The sequence below is a fragment of the Coleofasciculus sp. LEGE 07092 genome, from assembly GCF_015207375.1.
In the GTDB taxonomy this organism is placed as follows: Bacteria; Cyanobacteriota; Cyanobacteriia; order Cyanobacteriales; family Coleofasciculaceae; genus LEGE-07092.
In genome coordinates, this window is sequence record NZ_JADEWY010000110.1 from 1 (window position 1) to 23320 (window position 23320).

Annotated in this window: 17 protein-coding genes and 3 pseudogenes; 9 read left to right on the forward strand and 11 right to left on the reverse strand. The window is 45.3% G+C overall.

Translation table 11 applies throughout. The features are described from left to right. Nucleotides 1-464: pseudogene (locus IQ257_RS22410) on the forward strand (hypothetical protein); the annotation flags it as partial. 229 nt (nt 465-693) lie between these two features. On the opposite strand, the gene IQ257_RS22415 reads toward IQ257_RS22410, so the two are convergent. Continuing rightward, a complete protein-coding gene (locus IQ257_RS22415) occupies nt 694-1305 on the reverse strand; it encodes a PEP-CTERM sorting domain-containing protein (protein WP_193877281.1) in 612 nt (203 codons plus the stop codon). Between the two features lie 348 nt (nt 1306-1653). On the opposite strand from IQ257_RS22415, the gene IQ257_RS22420 reads away from it, so the two are divergent. Both IQ257_RS22420 and IQ257_RS22425 read left to right on the forward strand, forming a co-directional pair. Next, nucleotides 1654-2613, forward strand: a complete 960-nt coding sequence (locus IQ257_RS22420; protein WP_193877305.1) for an MDR/zinc-dependent alcohol dehydrogenase-like family protein — start codon at nt 1654-1656, stop codon at nt 2611-2613. After that, on the forward strand, nt 2600-2887 hold the full coding sequence (locus tag IQ257_RS22425) for a hypothetical protein (protein ID WP_228060927.1): 288 nt from the start codon (nt 2600-2602) through the stop codon (nt 2885-2887). Before IQ257_RS22420 ends, IQ257_RS22425 begins: the two co-directional genes overlap by 14 nt. Before the next feature lie 191 nt (nt 2888-3078). On the opposite strand, the gene IQ257_RS22430 is transcribed toward IQ257_RS22425, so the two are convergent. The 3 genes from IQ257_RS22430 to IQ257_RS22440 all read right to left on the reverse strand — a co-directional run bounded on the left by IQ257_RS22430 (nt 3079) and on the right by IQ257_RS22440 (nt 5500). After that, entirely contained in the window at nt 3079-3369 is a 291-nt protein-coding gene (locus IQ257_RS22430) for a tetratricopeptide repeat protein (protein ID WP_193877283.1), read from the reverse strand. Between the two features lie 242 nt (nt 3370-3611). Then, nucleotides 3612-5240 carry a DUF2079 domain-containing protein gene (locus tag IQ257_RS22435; protein WP_193877285.1) on the reverse strand — a complete coding sequence of 543 codons (1629 nt, stop codon included), beginning with the start codon at nt 5238-5240 and terminating at the stop codon, nt 3612-3614. 71 nt (nt 5241-5311) lie between these two features. Continuing rightward, nucleotides 5312-5500, reverse strand: coding sequence for a hypothetical protein (locus IQ257_RS22440; protein WP_193877287.1), 189 nt, complete (start codon nt 5498-5500; stop codon nt 5312-5314). 132 nt (nt 5501-5632) lie between these two features. Between IQ257_RS22440 and IQ257_RS22445 the strand changes: the two genes are divergently transcribed. Continuing rightward, nucleotides 5633-6352 (forward strand): hypothetical protein, encoded by a 720-nt coding sequence (locus IQ257_RS22445; protein WP_193877289.1) that lies wholly within the window; start codon nt 5633-5635, stop codon nt 6350-6352. 17 nt (nt 6353-6369) lie between these two features. Here IQ257_RS22445 and IQ257_RS31650 read toward each other — a convergent pair. Together IQ257_RS31650 and IQ257_RS22450 are read right to left on the reverse strand one after the other, a co-directional pair. Continuing rightward, nucleotides 6370-6492, reverse strand: a pseudogene (locus tag IQ257_RS31650) (zinc ribbon domain-containing protein); the annotation flags it as partial. A gap of 222 nt (nt 6493-6714) precedes the next feature. Next, nucleotides 6715-8592: a PAS domain-containing sensor histidine kinase gene (locus IQ257_RS22450; protein WP_193933231.1), complete on the reverse strand. Its 1878-nt coding sequence runs from the start codon at nt 8590-8592 to the stop codon at nt 6715-6717. 322 nt (nt 8593-8914) lie between these two features. Here IQ257_RS22450 and IQ257_RS31655 point away from each other — a divergent pair, with 322 nt between their 5' ends. Continuing rightward, nucleotides 8915-9340, forward strand: a complete 426-nt coding sequence (locus IQ257_RS31655; RefSeq protein ID WP_193877309.1) for a DUF2358 domain-containing protein — start codon at nt 8915-8917, stop codon at nt 9338-9340. Between the two features lie 5 nt (nt 9341-9345). On the opposite strand, the gene IQ257_RS22460 is transcribed toward IQ257_RS31655, so the two are convergent. Beyond that, nucleotides 9346-12156, reverse strand: a complete 2811-nt coding sequence (locus IQ257_RS22460; RefSeq protein WP_228060928.1) for a PAS domain S-box protein — start codon at nt 12154-12156, stop codon at nt 9346-9348. Nucleotides 12157-12506: 350 nt separating this feature from the next. Here IQ257_RS22460 and IQ257_RS22465 point away from each other — a divergent pair. The 3 genes and pseudogenes from IQ257_RS22465 to IQ257_RS22475 form a co-directional block, all read left to right on the forward strand. Beyond that, nucleotides 12507-12692 (forward strand): annotated as a pseudogene (locus tag IQ257_RS22465) (SPFH domain-containing protein); the annotation flags it as partial. Nucleotides 12693-12887: 195 nt separating this feature from the next. Continuing rightward, nucleotides 12888-14144 carry an AAA family ATPase gene (locus IQ257_RS22470; RefSeq protein ID WP_193877295.1) on the forward strand — a complete coding sequence of 419 codons (1257 nt, stop codon included), beginning with the start codon at nt 12888-12890 and terminating at the stop codon, nt 14142-14144. 6 nt (nt 14145-14150) lie between these two features. Beyond that, a complete protein-coding gene (locus IQ257_RS22475; protein ID WP_193877311.1) occupies nt 14151-14777 on the forward strand; it encodes a DUF4276 family protein in 627 nt (208 codons plus the stop codon). On the opposite strand, the gene IQ257_RS22480 is transcribed toward IQ257_RS22475, so the two are convergent. Next, a complete protein-coding gene (locus IQ257_RS22480) occupies nt 14774-16000 on the reverse strand; it encodes an FAD-dependent hydroxylase (RefSeq protein ID WP_193877297.1) in 1227 nt (408 codons plus the stop codon). The two genes, IQ257_RS22475 and IQ257_RS22480, sit on opposite strands and share 4 nt — an antisense overlap. A gap of 337 nt (nt 16001-16337) precedes the next feature. Here IQ257_RS22480 and rimM point away from each other — a divergent pair, with 337 nt between their 5' ends. Continuing rightward, the gene (gene rimM / locus IQ257_RS22485; protein ID WP_193877299.1) at nt 16338-16964 is read left to right on the forward strand and encodes a ribosome maturation factor RimM; all 627 of its coding nucleotides are present in this window, start codon (nt 16338-16340) and stop codon (nt 16962-16964) included. A 66-nt stretch (nt 16965-17030) separates the two neighbouring features. On the opposite strand, the gene IQ257_RS22490 is transcribed toward rimM, so the two are convergent. The 3 genes from IQ257_RS22490 to IQ257_RS22500 form a co-directional block, all read right to left on the reverse strand. Next, entirely contained in the window at nt 17031-18359 is a 1329-nt protein-coding gene (locus IQ257_RS22490; RefSeq protein WP_193877301.1) for a sensor histidine kinase, read from the reverse strand. Nucleotides 18360-18688: 329 nt separating this feature from the next. Further along, nucleotides 18689-20086, reverse strand: coding sequence for a response regulator (locus IQ257_RS22495; RefSeq protein WP_193877303.1), 1398 nt, complete (start codon nt 20084-20086; stop codon nt 18689-18691). A 241-nt stretch (nt 20087-20327) separates the two neighbouring features. Continuing rightward, the gene (locus tag IQ257_RS22500) at nt 20328-23111 is read right to left on the reverse strand and encodes a hybrid sensor histidine kinase/response regulator (protein ID WP_322744439.1); all 2784 of its coding nucleotides are present in this window, start codon (nt 23109-23111) and stop codon (nt 20328-20330) included. Nucleotides 23112-23320: the final 209 nt, after the last annotated feature.

Below are 23320 nucleotides of genomic sequence, written 5' to 3' on the forward strand. Positions count from 1 at the left end.
AAGTAATTGTGGCGATCGCTGGGCTAATGGGGTTAGTAGGAGGACTAACTGTTATCTGGAATTTAGGTTATTTACAAAATCACCGTCCTGATTTGCTTGCGCCTGTTATTAGAGAAGCCTCTCAAGCTCCAATTTTGATAGTGACAACTCACAAGCACCACGGGCAAACGGGACGGATAATGGGGTTAGCGTGGGAATTCAAACGGTTGTCTGCTGAAGATGATCCAACTGCTTCTGCTCAATTTTTCCTAGCTCATCGAGATTCGGAAACGAGAAGTTATCATGATGCTGTTGAGGTATTTCAAGAAACGTTAGCAGAATTGCCACGACCTTTAGACTTATGGTTGGTGGATTTTCGGGCTGAAGTCGATTTGGAGTCTCAGGGTTGTGGGCGGGATAAGCAGTATGGGTCGTGGGCGGGGGAGTATAAGTATAAGCTTTATCGGTGTTTGGCTAAGGGTTGATTATTTTTTTAACGCAGAGGGAAGCAGAGGGGAACGCAGAGGTACTCAGAATAGGCGGCATCGTGAGCGTCAGCAAATTATTCAAGATTTGAATTTATATCGGGTGCCAGCGGACTTGGAGGAGTTGATGAGGATTTTGGTTGCTATTTTGACGGGAGGGGAGAGCAAGCGATAAAGTCAACACTCCCTTGTCCCTATTTCTTACTTTGGTAGCTATAGTTTACGTGGTTTACTCAGCTTTTTGTTTCTTTTTGCCCTTCAACTTTGAAGTTGCACCCAAAGCCGCTAATGCCAAGAAGCCTACCACGGAAGCGGGTTCAGGAACAGAGGTAGGGGAAGAAATTACTGAGCTGGTGAAAGATTGCTGACTATCTATCCGAGTATCTATTACTGAGGGAGTAAGACAAGCAGATCCTTGAAATGGGAACCCAGAGTCAGTTCGACATAAAAACTCATCCGAAAAATTATTGTCACCTGTACGAAAACGCAGTCCGTATTGAGTAGAGTCAGCAATAAATGTGGCAACTAAATCGGTAAAAGTTAATTGACTTCCATCATGACGGAAATCATTAACTGCGAAGGACGTTAACGTTGTGTTGTTTAAGACGCTTAATGCACCAGGTGCATTGAGAATTTGAAGTGAGGTGGCTGATGTATTGACGTTGGGAGTTGGATCTAATCCAAAGAGTATTCCACTGACAGTGCCATTCTCAGAGCCTACTTCATTGGAGAATGAGAAAGAGAAATCTAAGGCATTAGCCTGGGGTATTCCTCCACAAGTCAAGCTAAGTACAGCACCAGCAGCAGTAGCAACAGCAACTTTCGTCAGTAGATTTTTCATGGTTATAATTCCTGGTAAATGTTTGGCAATTGGTTGAGTAACAAACCTATATCTTTTATACCCCCCCGATTTTTTTGTCGAGAGTTAGGCTTTGATTTCACGAAAACATTACATTATGACTTGAAAAAAATTCAGAAATAAATGAACTAAAACACTTATCAATTCAAGTATTTCTTTGGTTCTGGCGAGTGAGCAACTCAGGATGTTTTATGAAGTTACGGTAAAGTTGTCGCAGTGTTTCGATGGACTATTTCTAGGAGTTTTAACTAAAGTTAAGAAGCCAGCGCGATGAAAACCCGACATGGGATAAAATACTACTCAAACTGCCCTCCTGCAAAATCAATACCCATGCAAGCGCTTTGGCTAGAAAACAACCAACTGCAACTACGCCAGGTTCCCATCCCCGAACCCCTACCGGGAGAAGCATTGGTGCGTGTCCTGCGGGCAGGTATCTGCAACACCGATTTAGAATTAATTCGAGGCTATTATCCCTACACTGGCATTTTAGGTCACGAATTTGTCGGTATTGTTGAACAGGGTTCAGAGCAATTACAAGGACAACGGGTAGTAGGTGAGATTAACGCCACCTGTCGAGAATGCCGATTTTGTCGTAGCGGACAACCCACGCACTGCGAAAACCGCACGGTACTGGGTATCGTGAACCGTAATGGTGCTTTTGCCGACTATCTTTCCTTACCTGTAAAGAACTTGCATCGAGTACCCGATACTCTTCCCACCGATATCGCTACTTTTACAGAACCCGTCGCCGCCGCCTTGGAAATTCAACAACAAGTCACGGTTAGTGCTGCTGAACGAGTGTTAGTGGTTGGGGATGGTAAGCTAGGGCAACTGGTAGCGCAAACCCTCGCCCTCACCGGATGTGATCTCCTCGTTGTCGGGCGTCATCAGCACAAGTTGGCAAACTTATCAGCACGAGGGATTAAAACAGGTCTAGCTGATGCAATTCAAGAACGAGCCTTCGACCTATCTGTAGAGTGTACAGGCAATCCGGCTGGATTTGAACTCGCCCGCCGCGCTTTGCGTCCACGGGGTACATTAGTTCTTAAAAGCACCTATGCCGATCAATTAACCTTCGATGCATCTTCTTTAGTGGTAGACGAAATTACCCTAATTGGGTCGCGTTGCGGTTCTTTTGCCCCAGCACTCCAACTATTGGCATCAGGACAGGTGGATGTAGAACCGCTGATCCATGCTCATTATCCCCTCGCTGAGGGACTGGCAGCAATTGAACGGGCGAAAACCAAGGGTGTTTTGAAGGTTTTGCTGGAGATGAGTGGAGAGGTTTAATCGTGAGACTGGAAAGCGATCGCTATTATTATTTGGCTTTAGTTATGATCCTACTAGCCGTAGAGCGATCGCTGTGACAGACAAAATCCACCTGATTACCCACATTCACAAAAATCTGCTGATAGTACTCTACACCGACGACCAAGGTTGGTTGTTTCGCGTGGTTAGTTCTGCGGGTGAGATGCTACAAGAGCAGGCTCATTTGGAGAGTGCTGAGGCAGCAGAACAAGCGGGACAAGAGTGGATTGCTAACTCTTTTTCATCCCCCGGATAAATTCCAGGGGTTTTCAGCGTCTGAAGTTGCAGTAAACTTAGACCTAATCCCAAAAGAGACTCCAATGTAGGGCAGACAGGATGCCTGTCCTACAAAAATAGTCGGACATTTTTGAGTGAAAAGTCCTAAAATGCATCGCCTTCGGTACAGTACTGTCTCAAGTCTTGGCTGACTGTGCTAGATGCGCTGATTTACTTATGCTCAATTCTCCTGATATAGTCCAGCACCATCTCGTAGTTGGCTATTTTTCCTTGAGCTAAGAAAAACTTTGCCGCGTTGCGACAATCTTCAATTGCACTGTGTTTGTCTCCCAAATTAGCCCGAACCAGCCCGCGCCCGCCGTAAGCTCTAGGATTGTTGGGATCGAGTAAAAGTGCCTGGTTGTAACTGTGAATGGCTCCCACCCAGTCACCATCTTCTGCTTTAGCGCCTGCTTGTTTGATGAGATCTTCAGCAGTTGTTACTTGCTCTGTGATGTTCATTTGAAGTTTCCCCTTCAGATTTCTTGTCTATATAGGGGGAAAGTTTACACGAATTTCATTTTTAAAACGGAGTAATAGGAGACAAAAATAGCTTTTCTCATTTGTCTCCTAACCTAGGGTTAATTGTTAACTTAATTTAAGCGATCGCCAAAGTAAGGACGACTTTCACTCCCCCTACTTTCTGCCCTATCAACAATCTGGCTAACATCCTCTTTACACCTCTAAGTCAACGGTTGTATGAATTAGCTCAATTTCTGCCGGAAAGCCAACCATGCGTCTGTTGCTTCCCGATTAGATACCCCACCTTTTTGCAGTAAAATAACGCCATCTTGGAAACGAAGAATGCCATACTCTCCCTGATCCGTCACTTTATCGATCAGAGTAACCATGTTCTGTAGGAGTCCCCGTTCCTCATCAAACGCTACCTGATACTGCTGTAACTGCCAAAGGTCGGCAACGCCATAGTCAACCTTCACTACCTCTCGGTTATCATTGCGCAACTCTAAGGCAGGCAAGCGAATAATTTCTCGACGACCAGACAAATGCGGGATGATGTAAGTAGTCGCCGCAACACTCGCATCCGGTGGGATTTGAGCGAGTAAGGGACGCATCTGAGCAACGTGGTGCCACTGTTGCGGTAATGAAATATGCACCCATGGGTCAAAGGAATCAGGTAAAAGAAAATAAAAGGGTCGATTTAACGCCGAATTACTGGAGGTGAATGAGAAGAATAACGTTAAACCAATACAGAAACTCCAAAAGCGTCGAAACAAAGACTTCTTAAAAAATCCAGGATGCTGCGACCACCAAAGAATTGCCCCATAAAATAGTCCTGGTACTACCGTCATGGCATAGCGAATATTAATCGCCAAAACTGATTGTCCCTGACCTAAAAATAGTTTAAGTAAAGGAAATCCGGCAATTGCCCAAGCTGCTGGTGATAGCGCTGGCACAAACGCCAACGGCAACCATTGACCCAATAAATAATTTAAAGTGCGACCAAACGGTGTCACAAGTTCTACCAACAACCGCCACGGATTACTAATCATTCCCCAGATAATCTCCAGGGTAGAAGCCTCTTCCCCATCAGCATACTGACCAAACCGTTCTATCATGAATCGCTGGGAAATATCCTCAGAAAATAGGGGCATGATTAGGTTAGTGAGCAGAATCATATACCCAAAGCTCAGAGTACAAACTGCTAGACCCACACGAGGATAGCGCTGGCTGAGAATTAGGTAAATTCCTACTCCAAATAACCCCACACCCGCATCTTCCCGAACTGCCAAAATCAAAACTACTAACACCCAAAACAACCACCACCAGCGTTTTTCCATGGCTAGCAGTAGTCCGAACATGAATAGAGGAATCTGACAAATATCGTGAAAGTTAGATAAGGTAGGACCAACAATGGCATTAGCACAATAAAAGCTGATAGTAATCAGGGTTGCTAAGGGAGGTTGCAGATACTCTCGTGCCAAGATATAAAGTACCAAACCCGCAGCCGTGACTAAGCTTACCTGCAAAACTGTTAAAGTTGCTGGAAAGGGAAATAAGGCGTATAGGGGCAGCCAAAGTAACAAAGCTGGGGTAAAATGTTGTCCCAAGCGGTGGTAAGAAACGTCTGGAATTTCGCCCTGGTGGACGACATTCGTAGACAGTTGGGACGATAGGGAACTCTCGAAAAATCGACCATGAAGGCTATTCCAGAAAACTTGATTGAAAATGCCTTGGTCGTAAGATGAGTAAAACGTATAGTGTCGATGAAGCGTCAAAATAAGGGCTAACAAAAAAAATGTGATACTGGCTATCACATAGGGCTTTGTTAACGCTGTTTTAATCGCTGGCACTTTCTGCAATCTCACTACCATCACTCAGCTACACACTTTAGACTTTATTTAGGCTCTCACGTTCCATCAGGGAACTCAAGATATCCTGGAATTTATTGAAATGGCGAAGGCGATCGCACTTTGTAAATAAATCCATCAAAAGCGGGTAAAATAGAGGGGTTTCCACCCCCTGGAAACAGGATAGGAAATGCGCCTAAACCTCGCTTTAAACCATGACTCTCTCCTCCACTTCCCAAGTCATCTACGCCGAAAGCGACGGTCAACTCCCAAGCTGTTGGCAATGGGGTTGAGTGTAGAACAAATCGCCCAGGTGCTGTCGTTACCTGCTGAAGTGGTGCGTGATGCCGCGCAGTCGTAGCTATTTAATCTACCTTAGAGTTAACCACAAATTTCAAGAGTTGCAGTATTAAAGTATGGCAAAGAGAATTTCCTTGAGCCTATGCCTGTTGAGCGGCATCCTGTTGCGCGGTACTCCCATCGTTACCGCAATGCCTACAGCTCAAGGCTCCCCTAACTTACTCCCTGTTCCCCAAGGGGTTGCTCAAGAGACAGCTTCCTCAACGTTTAAGTTGACTGAAGAAGATTTACCCCCTGGATTTCAGAAACTCCCCCCCGAACTCACTGCCTCTATTGCTTCTCAGTTTGCTCTGTTTAGCCAGCAGTTCCGCCAAGCTAACCTCAATCCAGAGGATATATTTGCTTTCGTCAATCCTGAAAGCTTCCAAGTCATTCTGGGGTTCACCAGTCCGCTACCCAACGAACCCGAACAAGCGAGCTTTGATGCTAGTTTACAGCAGTTACAGCAACCCGCGTCTCAGCAGTTGCTGATTGACCAACTCAAAAAAAGCTTGCAAGTAGCCGGAGGGGTTAAAGTTTTAGAGTATAAATTTCTCCCCGAACTGAATAATTTAGCCGATACATCAACAGGGTTTACCTTAGGCATTGATATGCAGGGACAACCCATGCAGCTTGACATGGCAACATTCCGGCGGGGTGAGGTAGCTGCTTTCACGGCTGTAATTTATTTGATGGGAGAGACACCATTAATCCAGGTGGGTGATGTTGTCCGCAAGTTAGACAGTCGCATTTTGAAGGTGTCAGCCCATTCCAAGCTTTGGGCTTTAGCCGAATAGTACTGATTTTTACTGGTTTAAAGAGAATGGCACTGAACGTGTTCAGATAGGGGGAGTGTTTCTTTTATGGTTTCACACTCTGAGCAAGTCTTAGAACTCGGAAACCATCGGTCAATTACAACCAACTCCGAACCATATATCGCTCTTCTGTCACTCTGGGAAAAGTAAAATCATAGCCAACTGATGAAAGTCAAACCCCATGGACAGTAGAGCGATCGCTTGCGTGATAGAAACCTATGTCTTAAGCCCCTATGCTGAAACTCTATTGGTGCAAGGCTTTCAGGGTTTGCTCTGGCGAGAGTGACAAAAGAGCGATAGTTACCCAATCTGGAAAGAATATTTATATATGTTCAAGTATTTTGTTACAGTTCTTTTCCCTGACCCGGAAGCTGGCGCTCATCGTGTAAAATCGGAATCTGAATAATAAATTCCGTTCCCTTTCCAGGTTCTGACACGCATCCTAGTTGCCCGCCATGTTCGGCTACGATAATCTGGTAACTGATCGATAATCCTAAACCTGTCCCCTGACCTATGGGTTTGGTTGTGAAGAAGGGGTCAAATAGCCGAGATTGTACCGTCTCAGTCATGCCTAGCCCATTATCAATAATCCGAATAACCGCACTTTTTGAGTGAGGGGATTGCGAAGGGGCTGCCAGCTCAGTAATAATCAAGATACGAGGTGAAAAATTCTCCCGTAATACCTCCCGTTCTGCCGATTCGCCGCTCACCTGCTTTGACTCGAGGGCATCAATGGCATTGGTCAGGATATTCATAAACACTTGGTTTAGCTGACCGGGGTAGCACTCTACAGAGGGCATGATACCATACTGCTTGACCACCTCAAGTTCTGGGTGTCCCGGTTTGGGTTTGAGTCGATGTTGTAAAATCATGAGCGTGCTGTCAAGACCTTCGTGGATATCAACACGCTTCATTTCTGCTTGATCTAACCGTGAAAACGTTCGCAGAGACGTAACAATACCGCAAATTCGCTCGGCTCCCACTTTCATCGACTCCAGCAGTTCGGGTAAATCTTCTACAAGAAAGTCTAATTCAATCTCCTCAACATACTCCTGAATGGCGGGTTCTGGATGGGGATAGTGCTGCTGATAACGTTGAATTAACCCCAATAAGTCTTGGATGTATTCTTTCGCGGGGGCAAGATTGCCGTACACGAAACTAACGGGGTTGTTAATCTCGTGGGCAATGCCAGCCACCATTGAACCTAAGCTCGACATTTTTTCACTCTGCACCAATTGAGCTTGAGTTTGTTTAAGCTTTTTGAGTGTCGTCTCCAGTTGAGTTGCTTTTTCTCTAAGCTGATTTTCTATCAAATGACGCTCGTCAATTTCAGCTTGTAAGCGTTGTGTCCGTTCAGAAACTCGTTGCTCCAACTCCTCATTCGCTCTGTGTAGAGCATCCTCTGTTTGCTTGCGCTGGGTGATATCTTCAACGAGAGAGGCAACACCAATGGCGCTACCGTTTGGCTCAATGAGGGGTAAGTTGTGCCATGCGCAAACTATATTTCTGCCATCGGGGGTGTGGTGTTTGTTGGTGACGCAGCTACCATCCGAACAGGCTAAAAGGTTTTGCCATAATTCGTTAAATTCTGCTGGGGAACAGTCAGGCAGCATGAGTTGAGTGGCATCACGTCTGAACGCTTCGCCCTTGTCCCATCCAAAAATTCTCTCAGCAGCCGGGTTCCACTCGCTAACTTTACCATCTAGGTTCCATTCAATGAGAGCTAGTGGCGTTTGCTGCACGAGTAGGGATAGTCTTTTTTGCGATTTCTCTAACGCTTCCACCGTGCGTTTGTGTTCAATAACTTCCTTTGCCAAGGCTAGATTCGCCGCTTCTAGCTGTGCGGAACTGGGCAGTGCCAGTGCCTTAGGTATCAGTGATACCATTTCTGAAGCCGTATATAACGAGACGATGCCGGTAACGGCTTTCATCAAACCCGATAGCCAGTAAGCAGGATGCCAAAGCGTCCAGATTTCCAATAAATGACCGGTGCCGCAGGACAAAATAAAGGCGCTAAATAGTAGGAAAATTCCTTGAAACGGTATATCTCGACGCTTGCGCACAAAATAGATCAGCAGCAGGGGAATGGAATAATAGGATAAAGCAATCAGGAAATCTGACCCAGCATGCAACCACACTAACTGTGGCTTCCAAAGGTAACAATGCCCGTGAGACATAAAATGTCCCGAAAAAAAATCTTTTATAGAATGTGTACTCATCATAAATTTTTTTGTGAACAATCCCCCTTGGGAGTCTCGTTGTTCTACTCTGACTTAGACTTGATGATTTTTGTTCGTTGTGTTAATTCGACACCGATTGATAAAATGGGTTCTTGAGGAATATCTCACAACAAACCCTACTGAACAGTGTAAATCGTTTAAAATCGACTATCCACCACAGCCGAGACGGGTGTATGCCAATACCCGTAAAAATATCGTTGTCAGAGGGTGGAGGTATGGGGTAACAAAGGCAGTTGAAATCGGAAACGTTTGGGACTGGGCGCAACGAAGAGAAGGAAAGATCACCGTGACGAATTCAGAAAAATTGAGTCAAAAGAACCCCAAATCTCAGATAGAAAGGGTAATAGAGACGCTAAAAAATGACCTACCCACCCTGTTTGAGAACGATATTTCCTATGATATCTATACCAAAGACATTTATTTTCAAGACCCTGTCAATCGCTTTAAAGGAAAATTTAACTATCGAATTATCTTTTGGACATTGCGGTTTCACGCACGATTATTTTTTACAGAAATCTATTTTGACCTACATGAAGTCAATCAACCCGATCCAGATACCATTAAGGCATATTGGACAGTACGCGGCACCTTGCGCGTTCCCTGGAAAGCCCAGCTATTTTTCAACGGTGATTCAACTTATAAGCTAACGGAAGAGGGTTTAATTTACGATCACCTCGACCGATGGGATCGTAAACCTAGGGAAATTTTAAAACAATTTTTGCCCCAGTAGAGCCGTTACAAATCTGCCTGATGCAACGGCAGCGTCACCGTAAATGTTGTACCCACTGCCATTTCGCTCTCAACAGTAATCTGTCCGCCATGCAAGTCCACACATTTCTTGACAATTGCTAACCCCAAGCCCGTTCCCTGAATGGAACCGACATTTCTAGCTCGCTGGAAGGAATTAAAGAGGTGATCCAAGTCTTCTGGGGGAATGCCAATTCCACTATCTTGGATGCGGAAAACCATGGATTCGCGATCGCACATCAGGTCAAATTTCACCTCACCCCCCTGAGGAGAATACTTAACTGCATTAGAAAGCAAATTTGTCAAGACGTGTCTCAACAGATGTTCATCCATTTGGGCATCGGTGCAGTCCCCACAGATAGTAAAGTTGAACCGATGCTCTTGGCTGGCTCCTATTTGCATACTTTCGATAATTTCTTGGCAAAAGGCAACCAAATCCATCGGTGCTGGATTGAATTGCAGTTTTCCGGCTTCGGCTTTACCGATGGTGAGTACGTCATCTAATAGCTGTGTCATGCGCGTAACAGCTATTTGAATGCGCTGGTGGTGAGTCTGCTTTTTCTCCTCAGAAAATCTGTGATTGTAGCGTTCGAGGAGTTCCGACGACGAGAGAATTGTTGTCAGCGGCGTTCGGAACTCGTGGGATACCAAGGACACGAAGCTGGAACGGAGTTCGCTGAGTTCTCGCTCCCGTTCCAATGCCTTGCGAATTTCTGCTTCTGCTTGCTTGAGGGGTGTGATGTCTCGCCCTACCGCCTGCAACTCAATAATATGATCGACTTCATTAAACATCGCTCGATCCGTCCATTGCTGCCAACGAATTTCTCCATCGGGGAGGATGATGCGGTGTTCATAAGTAACAATCGGTTGCTCAACGGATAAAAAACTAATACTCTGACTGACAATTTCTTGGTCTTCTTCCGGAATCACCAGCATAAAGCCATGCCCGATTAGCTCAGAGCGCTGCTTATTGAAGTAGCGGCAATAGGCATCGTTGACAAAGGTTAGCGTACCATTTGGCTTAAACCGACAAATCAGTTCAGTTTGGTCTTCAATAATGGCTCGATAGCGTGCCTCACTGTGGCACAACGCTTCCAGTGCTCGCTTGCGTTCGGTAATATCCTCAATCATCGCTAAGGTGTACAGAACTTCTCCGGCTTGACCGCGCAGGGGAATTAAGGTTAAATTGACCCAAAGAATCTCCCTATTCTTTTTTATATAGCGTTTTTCGAGCTGGAAGCTATCTATTTCCCCACTAATCACCCGTTCCATGTAGGGAATTTCTAGCGCCAACTCGTCGGGATGGGTGATATCCCTAAAGGTCAGTGCCATAACTTCAGATTGGGTATATCCCAGCATGGTATGGAAGGCTCGATTAACCCGCATATAGCGGTCATTCAAGCCTGCTAGGGTCATGCCGATGGGGGCTTCGTCAAACACGCGGCGGAATTGTTCTTCGCTGTTGCGCAGTGCGGCTTCTGTCTGCTGGTGTTCTGCTATTTCAGCTCGAAGTTGTTCGTTTGCCTGCTGAAGTTCTTGGGTGCGCTGGTAAACTCTCGTTTCTAGCTCGACTAGCGCTTGTTGCAGTGCGGCTTCTGCTTGTGTGCGATCGCACAATGCGCTTTGGTACTCGCTGATATCTACCATAAACCCGACCATGCGAGTTAGAAAACCGTCTCGATTGGGGTAAGGCTGTCCCTTATCTTCTACCGTAATGAATGTTCCATCCTTTCTCTGGAGTCGATACTTCAGATGCAATGGCTCTTTGGTTACTTCAATTCGGTCGAGTTCTTGCTGGGTGTTTTCGCGGTCCTCCGGATGAATGAAGTCCCACCACTGGGTAATACCACCGTTTAATTCCGATTGGGAGTATCCCAAAACTTGCTCGCTATTTGGACCCCAAATTAACTCACCCGTCTCTTGATTCCATTCATACAGCAGCAACCCGTTGATTTGACCAGCCGCGTCGTAGCGATTTTTCCATTCCCTTAACTCATCAACCGCGTGTTGCAGTTTCTGTTCTACCAGCTTACGTTCGGTGAGATCGCGACCTTCTGCAAGCAGCAGTTCTATTTCTCCAGTTTCATCTCGAAGCGGTTTGAGGGAAAAGTCAATGGTTATAACAGTATTGGCAGGGGTTAAAACGTCGGTTTCGTAACGGACAGTATTACCGGCTGCGGCTTGTGCGATCGCTTTTTTCAGGCGGTTTTGAGTTTCTGGGGAAATCGTCCAACAGGGCAATTCCCAAAACGGACGACCAATAACTTGCGATCGCTCAAGCTGGCAAAACTCCATTGCTGTCTGATTATCTTCTAAAACCTGACCCTCTAGTGTCAGAAGGCTAGATAATTGGAAGGTTTGATTAAAAACGGCGCGGAACCGCCTTTCGCTCTCGCCTAGTAAGGCGACACGTTCTTGCAGTAAGGTTTCCGATTGCTTGACGGCAGTTACGTCTTTGGCAACAGCATGCAAAACTCCTATTTCATTTCGTAAGAGTCTCCAAGACAACCAACGATAACTGCCATCTTTGTGGCGAAAGCGACTTTCATACTCGATAATTGCTGCTTGGGTACACTGCTGCACTGCACGGCGAGTAGCGTCCATGTCATCGGTATGAATCCATTCAAGTCCAGGTTGCGATCGCAATTCCGACTCACTCCATCCCAGAACAGTTTCCCAAGCCGAGTTCAGTGGCTGAAGATAGCCGTCATTTCCCCAAATGCAGAATAGGTCAAGGGATAGTGTCGCAAATAGACGAAGAGCAGGCTCTACCTTGGCAGGTTGCTCAGTGAATTGCATAGAAATTTTAGGAGTATTCATGCCGGGGCTTCATGGCTAAGAGTTACTGAAAAAACGCTGTCACCGGATCTAGGCTCCAACTAATTCTTTAAGTATAGACACGTAATACAGAAGTCTAATTCTGTATTACAGTTGAGTGTTCCCGACCCCTTAAGGTTTGGGGGATCGAGGCAGCGGCGGAGCTGGGGGAGAAAAATGGTTTTCTTTAAAAATACTGATGCAGGTAGACTCTTGTCTCCTTACTTTGAATTCTTCTGCCCCCCTGCTCTCCTACACCCAGCCTGCACTATTACCAATCTAGCAACACGGGTTTTCTACAATGAAGTTATCCCGATTCAGCACAGCTCGATATGGAAACCATTTTAGGTACTCTTTTCGGACTCGTTCTGCTTACAGGATTTACCGGACTCAAAATTGACCGGGAATACGAGCGGGGTGTTATTTTTCGGTTAGGTCGGTTCAGAGACGTTAAAGGACCGGGCATGTATTGGATTCTGCCCTTGGTAGACCAAAAAGCACAAGTGGATATTCGCACTTAATGGTGTTGTCAATGTTGAGCCAACTGAGGAGCGCGTTCCTTTAGACCTGTCATCAATTGCAGAGCATACACCTTAACGGGATGCACACGCCGTAACATCCACTTTCTATTCCCCACTCCCTACTCCCTGAAATCCAAGATTTTGTACCTCACCAGTTCAAGAAACGCTATAGAAGTTTATTGAGGTTCACCTATGGTTCGAGAAGACCACTCCAGACACATTGTTCCACGCATTGAATATCTACGTGTGAAAAATTACCGGGCTTTGCAGGATCTGGAGTTAAAAAATATTACGCCTTTGACGGTGTTCCTGGGTTCCAATGGCAGCGGCAAATCTACTATCTTTGATGTCTTTGCCTTCCTTTCGGAATGTTTTTCTGTAGGATTACGAAAAGCTTGGGATAAGCGCAACAGGTTTAAGGAGTTGCGTAGCCGTGGCTCAGATGGACCGATTGTAATTGAGTTAAAGTATCGAGAACAACCTAGCGCACCAATTATCACCTATCATTTAGCGATTGATGAAACACCCAAAGGACCGTATGTAGCTGAGGAGTGGCTACAGTGGCGACGGGGACAGAGGGGGCAACCCTTTAGATTTTTAAATTTTAAAGAGGGTGCAGGGCAGGTTGTCAGTGGAGAGATGCCCGATGAAGAGGATGAGCGAATTTCTGAACAGCTAGATTCGCCTGAAATGCTAGCCGTAAATACGTTAGGTCAGTTTGCCAAGCACCCGCGTGTCAGCGCCCTTCGCCGTTTCATCGCTGGCTGGTACTTATCTTACCTAAGTGCTGACAATACTCGCAGTGTTCCTGAAGCCGGACCCCAAGAACGGTTATCAGCCATTGGCGATAACTTACCTAATGTGATTCAATATCTCAAAGAACAACATCCAGACCGACTAGGGCAAATTCTTAACACTCTATCTCAGCGGATACCTCGGTTGGAGAAAGTAGAGACTGAAATGATGCCAGATGGACGTCTCTTATTGCAAGTCAAAGATGCTCCGTTTGCTCACCCGATTTTAGCAAAATTTGCATCTGACGGCACTCTCAAAATGCTGGCGTACCTGACAGTTTTGTATGACCCAGATCCGCCACAACTGGTTGGCATAGAAGAGCCAGAAAATCATTTGCACCCGCGTTTGTTGCCCGAACTTGCAGAAGAATGTCGCTCGGCTTCAGCTCGTACCCAGTTGATGGTAACAACCCATTCTCCTTTTTTTGTCAATGGACTCAAACCGGAAGAACTGTGGGTACTTTATCGAGATGAACAGGGCTACACCCAAGCTCAACGAACGGCTGATATGCGAGGTATACCTCAGTTTATGGAACATGGTGCACAACTGGGTGACTTATGGATGGAAAGCTTTTTTGAAGTTGGCGACCCACTGCTCAACTCCGGGGGGCGAAAGGTCATGGCAAACCCCAGGAAATCACCAAAAGAGGCATAATTGTCCGTGCATATCGAGTTTCATGTAGAAGAGCTATCCGCACAAGAGGCTTTGCAGAACTTTCTACCTAAAATTTTAGGGACAACTATTACATTTGACATTCATGCCTATCAGGGTAAGCACAATTTGCTTGAAAAACTACCGAATCGTCTGAAAGGTTATCAAGCTTGGTTGCCGGATGATTGGCACATCGTTGTTTTAATTGACCAGGATCGGGAAGATTGCAAAGAACTCAAAAGTAAATTGGAGAAGATGGCGTCTGAGGCTGGTTTAATTACCAAATCAGTCGCTCAAATTAATAGTCCGTTCCAAGTCTTAAATCGACTGACGATTGAAGAGCTAGAGGCTTGGTTTTTTGGTGACGTTGATGCAATTGTTGCCGCTTATCCCAAGGTTTCTCTTAATCTTGGTCAGCAAGCGCCATACCGTAACCCCGATCAAATTGCTGGTGGAACCTGGGAAGCCTTGGAACGAGTGCTACAGCGACAAGGCTATTTTCCTGGGGGTTTAGAGAAAATCAATGCTGCGCGGGAAATATCAACACACATGGAACCACTACGCAATCGTTCAAAGAGTTTTCAAGTATTCCGGAACGGCTTATTGGACATGGTTAACCGCGAACCATCAAGCTAACGTTGCGCCAACTGAGGAGCGCGTCCCTTTAGACCTGTCATCAATTGCAGAGCATACACCTTAATAGGGCGCACCCCCTGCAACATCCATAACCCAAATCGGCGCAGGGTAACTACTGGCAACCAGTTGTTAGAAAACATCCGATCTAGAAAATCGGTAAACCCTAAAATTACGAGATTTTCTCTTTTGCGCCAGCGTTCGTAACGTTTGAGTACTCGTTCGTCCCCAATATCCTCACCTCGTTGGTGGGCATCTTGCAGCACTTGGGCAAGGGCAGCAGCATCCCGAATGCCCATATTTAGCCCTTGCCCCCCCACCGGGTGACAACAGTGTGCCGCATCACCAATTAGGGCAAGACGGTGCTGAGTGTAGCGATCGCTCTGCATTAACTGTACAGGAAACACAATACGCTGGCTATCCAGTTCCAAATGCCCCAAAAGTCCGCCTGTGCGATGTTCGAGTAAATTCAAAAATTCCTTTTCATCTAACTCTTTTAACGCTTGCGCTTCTGCATGGGGTGCAGTCCATACCACCTGACAGCGATTTTCTGAAAGGGGCAGTACTCCCATGGGACCGCTGTGCCAAAAGCGTTCAAATGCGGTATGGTTATGGGACTTTTCGGTTTTAATCCGGGCAGTAACGCAGGATTGCCAGTATTTCCAGCCCTTAGTACCGATACCTGCGGCTGTGCGAATGCGCGATCGCGAACCATCTGCGGCTATGATTAAACGCGATCGCAACTGACGAGTTTCTCCTTCTACCTTTACGGTGATCGTTGCCTCAGATTGCTGATAGTCTACCTTCACCACCTCAGCCGGACACAGCCAGCTTACATTGGGACAGTCTGCCAGAAACTCATAGAGTGAGGTTAGCAGAGGACGGTGTTCGCCTACATAACCCAGTTCATCCGTGCCTAAATCACTGGGGTGGAACTGCACGAATTTGGGATAATCGCCATCGGAGAGGCGAATTTGTTGATAGGTTGCAATCTGAGGGTGAATTTTATCCCAGACACCAATACCCTGAAAAATCCGTCCTGAAAGGAGTGAGAGGGCATAGGCTTGCCGCCTTGCTACGGCTACCGATTGGGGTTGTGCTTCAATGAGGATTATCCTCAGCCCAGAATTTTTTAAAGCACAGGCGAAGGTTGCGCCGACGATGCCGCCGCCGACGATTGTTAAGTCGTAGTCAAAGTATTGGTGGTATGCCTGTTCCAGCGCCATGGTTTGGAGAGTCTGTCGAAATGATAAGCATTTTTACTCTTCTTCATTTTGACGTGGATGGCTAAAGCCAGCAAGTTGCCGGACATCTTATATGTTGTAGAGATTTCCCTAGGGTCTACCATTTGTTAGTGTTTCAGTATCCCATACAACTCCCTACAATTGCCATGACAGCCACGCTGACACCCCCCGTAGAGAGAGTCCAACTTTCAGGAATCAGTTGGCAAACTTATGAGGTGAGGAGTCAGATGCAGTCGGCTTGAGCGGAGCTGCCTTTGGGGGATTATACTCAAAAGGCGATCGCTGTATTCTCTGGAACACTATCAAATTCTGTAACAAAATGACCCATGACGACTGGCTAGAAATCGGCACCATTGTTGCTCCTCAAGGACTTAAAGGAGAGTTGCGCGTCTATCCCGATTCTGAGTTTCCCGAACGCTTCGAGAAGCCGGGACAGCGATGGTTGCAGAAACCGGGCGATAATGCACCGCAACCTATCCAACTGCTGAGTGGGCGTTATATCTCAAACAAAGGCATCTATATCGTACAACTTGCAGAAGTAGAAAACCGGGACCAAGCCGAAGCGCTGCGGGATGCCAAACTGTTCGTGACAGCTAGCGATCGCCCCCAATTAGAAGAAAATGAATATCATGTCCTAGATTTGCTTAATTTGGAAGTTTTTAACCAACTGACGGGTGAACCAGTTGGTGTTGTTCTTAATGTGATTCCTGCTGGTAATGACCTTTTGGAGATAAAATTGCACCGACAACCCGAACCAGCGCCGCCTAAACCGGAAGCGCCTCCTCCCAACCGAAGGAGTAAAATCCGTAAACCCAAACGTGAAATATCGAAGCCAGCAACGATTCTAATTCCGTTTGTGAAAGAAATTGTGCCAGTTGTCGATCTGCAAAAGGGACGGATTGAGATTACACCACCTGCTGGTTTACTGGAACTGAATGAGAGTTAAAAGGAGTTCTAATTGGCATTAGACTTAACAATTACTAGTATGATCGCTCCTTCACGTCCCAGAAATCTACTCAACCAAAGGCAACAAAATTTTAAACTCCGTACCCACTCCTAGTTGAGATTGCATTAGCAATTGTCCTCCATGCTTTTGCGTAACAATTTGATAACTAATCGCTAAACCCAAACCTGTGCCTTTACCCACTGGCTTAGTGGTAAAAAAAGTTTCAAAAATTCGCTTTTGAATTTCGGGGGGTATCCCAGAACCGTTATCGGCAATTCGGATTAATACCCACTCTGTATCTAACTGTTCTAAACAGTCAGTACTAATCTCAATCTGGGGTTGCCATGACTGCAATTTCTCAACTTGTTGCTTTTCAGTTAGGGCATCAATGGCATTGCTGATGATGTTCATAAATACCTGACTGAGCTGACCGGATGAGCAATTAATTAGAGGCAAATCTCCATAATTTTTAATAAGTTTAATGCCAGCTTTAAGGCGATTATTTAAAATGATTAGGGTACTTTCGATACACTCGTGGATGTCAGTGGGTTGACGTTTCGATTCATCTAAGTGGGAAAAATTACGCAGGCTATTGACAATTTTAGTTAATCGCTCAGATCCGGTTTCCATACTTTTAAGAATTTTGGGCAAATCTTCTAAAATAAAATCCAGCTCAAATTCTTCTTTTAACTCAGCGATAGGGTTAGGTTTTATAGGTATTTCTGATTCATATGTTGACAAAATTTTTATTAGTTTTTGGCAGTAATTAGCCAGGAATTCAAAATTACACGTAATGCAACCAACAGGATTTTTAATTTCATGGGCAACTCCGGCTACCATTTGTCCCAAACTTGCCATTTTTTCCGTTTGAATCATCCGAGCTTGGGTTTGCTCGTGTAAAAGCTGGGTTGTCAATTCGTGAATCTGGGACTGAGCCACGAGTAACTGATGTACACCTACCAATCGGTAGTTTTCCGCCTCCAACTCGACGACAATCGGTTCATAGAGCAGTTCTGGCGGACGTTGTAGGGAACGGCGAGCAGCTTCTACTATTTTGATGTCTCCTGGGAGTCTTAAAACCTCTGTACCTACAAAGCGATACAAGGAGTCAAGAGGACGCTGTAAAAACAGTTCTAGTCCGTAAGGGCGGCTGAGTTGTTCTGAAAACCGCCGCCGTGAAATCATGCCCCCAAATTTTCCCTGCTGAGTGAGAATGACTCCTGGTAAAAGGGGATTTAGCTGAAAGGCATGAGTGACTTCCTTGCCCAGTCGAGACGATTCAATTTGAAAATCGTAGAGTGGCAGTTCCCGCAGTGTTGACTCTAACGTAAGATTGCGGCTTTCAGTCTGGGAAGGCAGCGATACTTCTTTCCTGGACTTTTCTAGAAAAACCATAAAAATAAGAATGAGTACGTTTCAACTTTCTATAAACTTACCAAATTTCAATTAATCTGTAGTTTTCAAAATGATTGAAGACCCAAAGATCTACAAAACTTAATAAGTTTACTAGATTAATTCCTATTTAATAAAAGGTTAAAGGTAGGTTGTATGATTAGAATTAATGGTTTAGGAGTAGAGAAAAAACGGTAAACTTCAGTAATAAAAAGGATTTTGCATGGGGACTTTCTAAAGCCTTCACCTCCCGTCGAATTGCCTTAACTACTCCAGTTAAACCATCAGAGGCGGCAAGCTGCTCTAACTGGAGGTTAGCGTTATCGGAAATCTCACCGAATTGGAATCTCGATGATAAACTCTGCCCCCTGTCCAGGGGCTGAAATACAGCTTAACTTGCCACCGTGCTTTTCCACGATAATTTCGTAGCTAATTGACAACCCTAAACCTGTACCTTTGCCAAAAGCTTTCGTTGTGAAAAAGGGTTCAAACAAGTGACAGTGTACTTTCTCCACGATGCCTGATCCGTTATCTCTTATGTAAATCGCTACCTGCTCACTGTCATGTACCTCTGTACGAATCCAGATTGTCGGAGGATTTTTAGTGGAATAAATACCGTTACCTCCTATTGAAGCTTGATTTTTAAATTCTAACTCCTCCAACGCATCAACCGCATTAGTAAGGATATTCATTAAGACTTGATTAAGCAGTCCAGGATAGCACTCTACAGGAGGTAAGCTGCCATACTCTTTAATGACCTGAATTCCTCGATATTTCCCGATTTGCTGGAGTCGATACTGTAACAAAATTAAGGTACTATCAAGGCATTGATGAAGATCGACAGTCATCATTTGCCCAGGATCGATGCGAGAAAAATCACGCAAGCTACTGATAATTTGACAAATGCGATCTGTTCCTAGTTGCATAGAATTCAGCAATTTTGGCAAGTCTTTTACCAAGAAATCTATGTCAATTTCATTGGCTTTATTTTGAACTTCGCTAAGTGGATTAGGATAATGTTTAGCGTAGAGGTTTAGTAGCTGTAATAAGTCTTTAATATATTCGTCAGCACAAGTAAGATTGCCGTGAATGGAACTGACTGGATTGTTAATTTCGTGAGCAACCCCCGCAATCATCTGTCCCAGGTTGTACATTTTCTCGTTTTGAATCAGAACCGTTTGCGCTTGTTGCCAATTTTGCAAAGCCTGAGCCAATTTAGCAGTCCGCTCTTCCACCCGTTGCTCTAATTCTTGGGTTAGCTTCTGCAATGCTGCTTCGGCAGCAGTGCGCTGTTCGATTTCCTCAAGCAGTCGTGCATTTTTCTCTTCCAGGGTTTTAGCTAAGGAGCGTAATTGCAAATGTACCCTCACTCTAGCTAACACTTCTTCTTGCTGGAATGGCTTGACAATGTAATCAACAGCACCCAAATTTAGACCTTTAATTTTATCGTCTGTTTCAGTAAGAGCAGTCATAAAAATTATAGGAATATTTTGGCTAGATGGATTCGCTTTCAATCGACGGCAGGTTTCAAAGCCGTCAATTCCAGGCATCATCACATCCAACAATATCAATGTTGGTGGTTCGTATTCAATTTGCTCAATTGCTGTTTCGCCATCAAGGGCTACTGCGATTTCCAATCCAGCATTAGCCAACGTTTCTGATAAAACATCTAAATTATTCGGACTGTCATCAACGATTAAAATCACATCTTTGTCTTTGAGTATTTCCATGTTGCCTGTCCCTTTTTCGTTTCTAGCTAGCGAACTTTAAGTGGAAGTGAAGAAGGATAATTTTTTTCGTTGCCTTTATCTTCTCTGCCATCTCTATTGTATTCATAAAAAAGCAGCTATTAACAAGGACGCCGATCTGTATCGTATACTTATTCTTCAATGGAACTACAGTTATTTACTTTGATTGTCTAAAAAAATGGAGTGTAACAAGATTTAGTTAATGGCTATTTAACTCTTAAAACTAATTAATCTGACGACATTCTTCGATGATATCGCGGATTTTTTTGAGCTGAAAGGTTTCAGCTAGTTGATGCAATTCTTGGGCAAAAGGAACAAAGCGATCGCTTAAGGTTTCAAGCCTCTCGATTTGCTCTAAAAGAGTTTTAACGCGACCCTTCATTGCTAAATCCCACAGAAGAGTTAATTCTTCTTCGGGAGGAATCACCCACTCAGATGCTCTGTCAGTCCCCAATTGTAAGTTGTCCGTCGTGCTGATTGCCGATTGCTCAATCCCAACTCCTGAAGAATCGTCGTAAATCCATTGCAATCTCAAATGCAGTTGTAACACTCGGAGTAACTCATCAGCCTGTATTGGCTTCGGGAGAAAATCATTTCCACCAGCCGCCAAGCTCTTGTGTCGATCGATATCGAAAACACTGGCTGATGATACTACGATTAACACATCTGCCAAGAATTCTGACTGCCGGAGGTGCCGCATCATTTCAAAACCATCTATCTCCGGCATCGCCAAGTCTGTGATAATTAAATCAGGTTGAGTTGCGATTGCTTGCTCCAACCCGTCCTTACCGTTAGTCGCCTCTACCACTTCAAACCCAAATGGTTCCAGCATATTAACGATAACAGAACGATTTTCCCACCGATCATCCACAATCAAGATTTTCTGTTGCCTGCCTTGATAGCCGACAATCCGCTTTTTTGGCGCGACTGTAACTTCTGGCACCCATTCTGTGGCTTCTGGCAACTCCAAATCTATCCAAAAAATGCTGCCTTGTCCCAACTTACTTTGGACTTGAATCCTACTGCCCATCAGTTGTACAATCTTTGAGCTAATCGCTAAACCCAGTCCAGTTCCTTCCGCCTGACGCTGGCTACTGCCAACCTGCTCGAAGGGCAGAAAAATCGTCTCCAACTGCTCTGAAGTCATGCCAACACCCGTATCTTCGACTTGAAACCGAAGCAGGTGAACGGGAAATGAAGAAAAGGTTTTTTCTCTACCTCCTCCATCCTCTACATACCCGACTTTAAATGTTACCCCCCCCGTCTCAGTAAACTTAATGGCATTACCGAGTAAGTTAATCAAGACTTGTCGCAGCCGTTTTTCGTCAGCATGAATGCCAATCGGTAACTGGGATGTGAATTGGTAAACAAATGAAATCCCTTTAGATTTGGCTCGAATATGGCATATTTCTACCACACCTTGCAGAAACGACGGAAAATGAAAATCATGGGGATGCAGTTCCATTTTCCGAGCTTCAATTTTAGACAAGTCGAGAATATCGTTAATTAGAGTCAGCAGATGGGAACCACACTGGTGAATGATACCGATACCGTGAAGTTCAGATGTGATCATGCTTTTTGAGTGCTGGAGGATTTGGGCGTATCCCAAAATACCGTTCAGGGGAGTTCGCAATTCGTGGCTCATATTCGCCAAAAATTCACTTTTGGCTTTGTTGGCACTATCTGCTAATTCCTTGGCAGCTTTGAGTTCAGCCGTGCGTTGCTCAACTCGCCGTTCTAAATCAGCATTTGTTGTCTCCAAACTCGAAAACGATTCTCGCAACTGCTGTGCCATTTGATTGAATGACGCCGCTAAACTCTCTAATTCATCGATTCCCTTCACGTCTACTTTTTGATCTAATTCCCCATCCGCAATAGACTCAGATGCTGCACTCAGCCTGAGAATTGGCTGGCTGATCCAGCGAGAGGTAAAAATTCCCAGCAGTGTAGCCAGAACTAATGCCCCCAAACAAAGCCAGATGGTGTTGTGGGTGTTGGCGTTGATGCGCTCCATAAATTCAGCTTCTGGAACCACCACGACAATTAGCCAATCCAACCCTTTACCATCTTTAAACGGCATCACTTGCAAGAACTGGCGCTGCTCGTTTATGTTGAAGTTTAGCTGCTGAGTGCTGTTTACGTTATCGAGAGAGCCAAATTCACCCAACAAAAACTCAGTCGTAGCACGGGTAAGGGAATTGGGGCTATCTGCTGCCTTAAATCGTTCGGTTTTGCGACTCTTGTCACCAGAAAACGGCGTTTTACTGGTGGAGGTGGCAATCAGCATCCCGCTGCGTTCTACAATAAACGTCTGCCCGAACTTGCCTACTGTCAAACTCCGCAAGAAGTCGCCAACTGCTGCCAGTGACAGCACCGTACTCGTTACTCCCATCAATTGGTCATTCTCTCGGTAGAGGGGAGCAATTGCCGCAATAGCTAAGGTATCCGTTTGAGCATAACGATAAACGTCACTCCAAGTCGGTTGCCCAGCCGCTACTGCATCTTTATACCACGGTCGAGTTCGGTGATCGTAATAGTGAGGCGGTTTCAACAACTCAGTGCGATCGCCTTGAGTATCCGTTGAATAAACGCGATTGATATAGTCAACAGACTTATAGATTTGAAATTTACCCTCTTCATCGCGCACCACCTCAACGTATTTGCCGTCTTCCGTGCCGATGGCAGTAGCGCTAATCGGAAACACCTGCATTTGATGCCAGAAATGGCGCTCCCAAAGCTGTAAGTTTCCCCAAGTAAGCCGCTCGATCAAAACTTCATTGGTATTGAGTTGGTTCAGAGCGTAAGGAATGTCCAGGTAACTATTGAGTTTTTGCTGAATACGGGCAGCGATTTCACTGCGTAACTGACTGGCTATATCGTTAACAGCTTGTTGCCCGTTGCGTAAGGATAACCATCCCGTCAACCCCACGGCGGCAAAGATTTGTAGGACAAATGGCACCACGAGGACGAGCCGCAATGGCATCCTGAGAAACGAGGGTTTATTCAAGGGTATTGCTTCAACGTGATCATAATGCAGTTATTACTATGAACAAGCAGAATACAGGAGTTCAGGAATTTATCTAGATTGGTTGAAACCTCTCCCGGTTGCGCTAAGAGCTAAAACCGGGAGATTCCTCAGAAGCTTTACCTAGCTTGTTGCTCGTCCCAAAGGCTTCGCCGTGACCCTTCGACAGGTCTTACCCTGAGCTTGCCGAA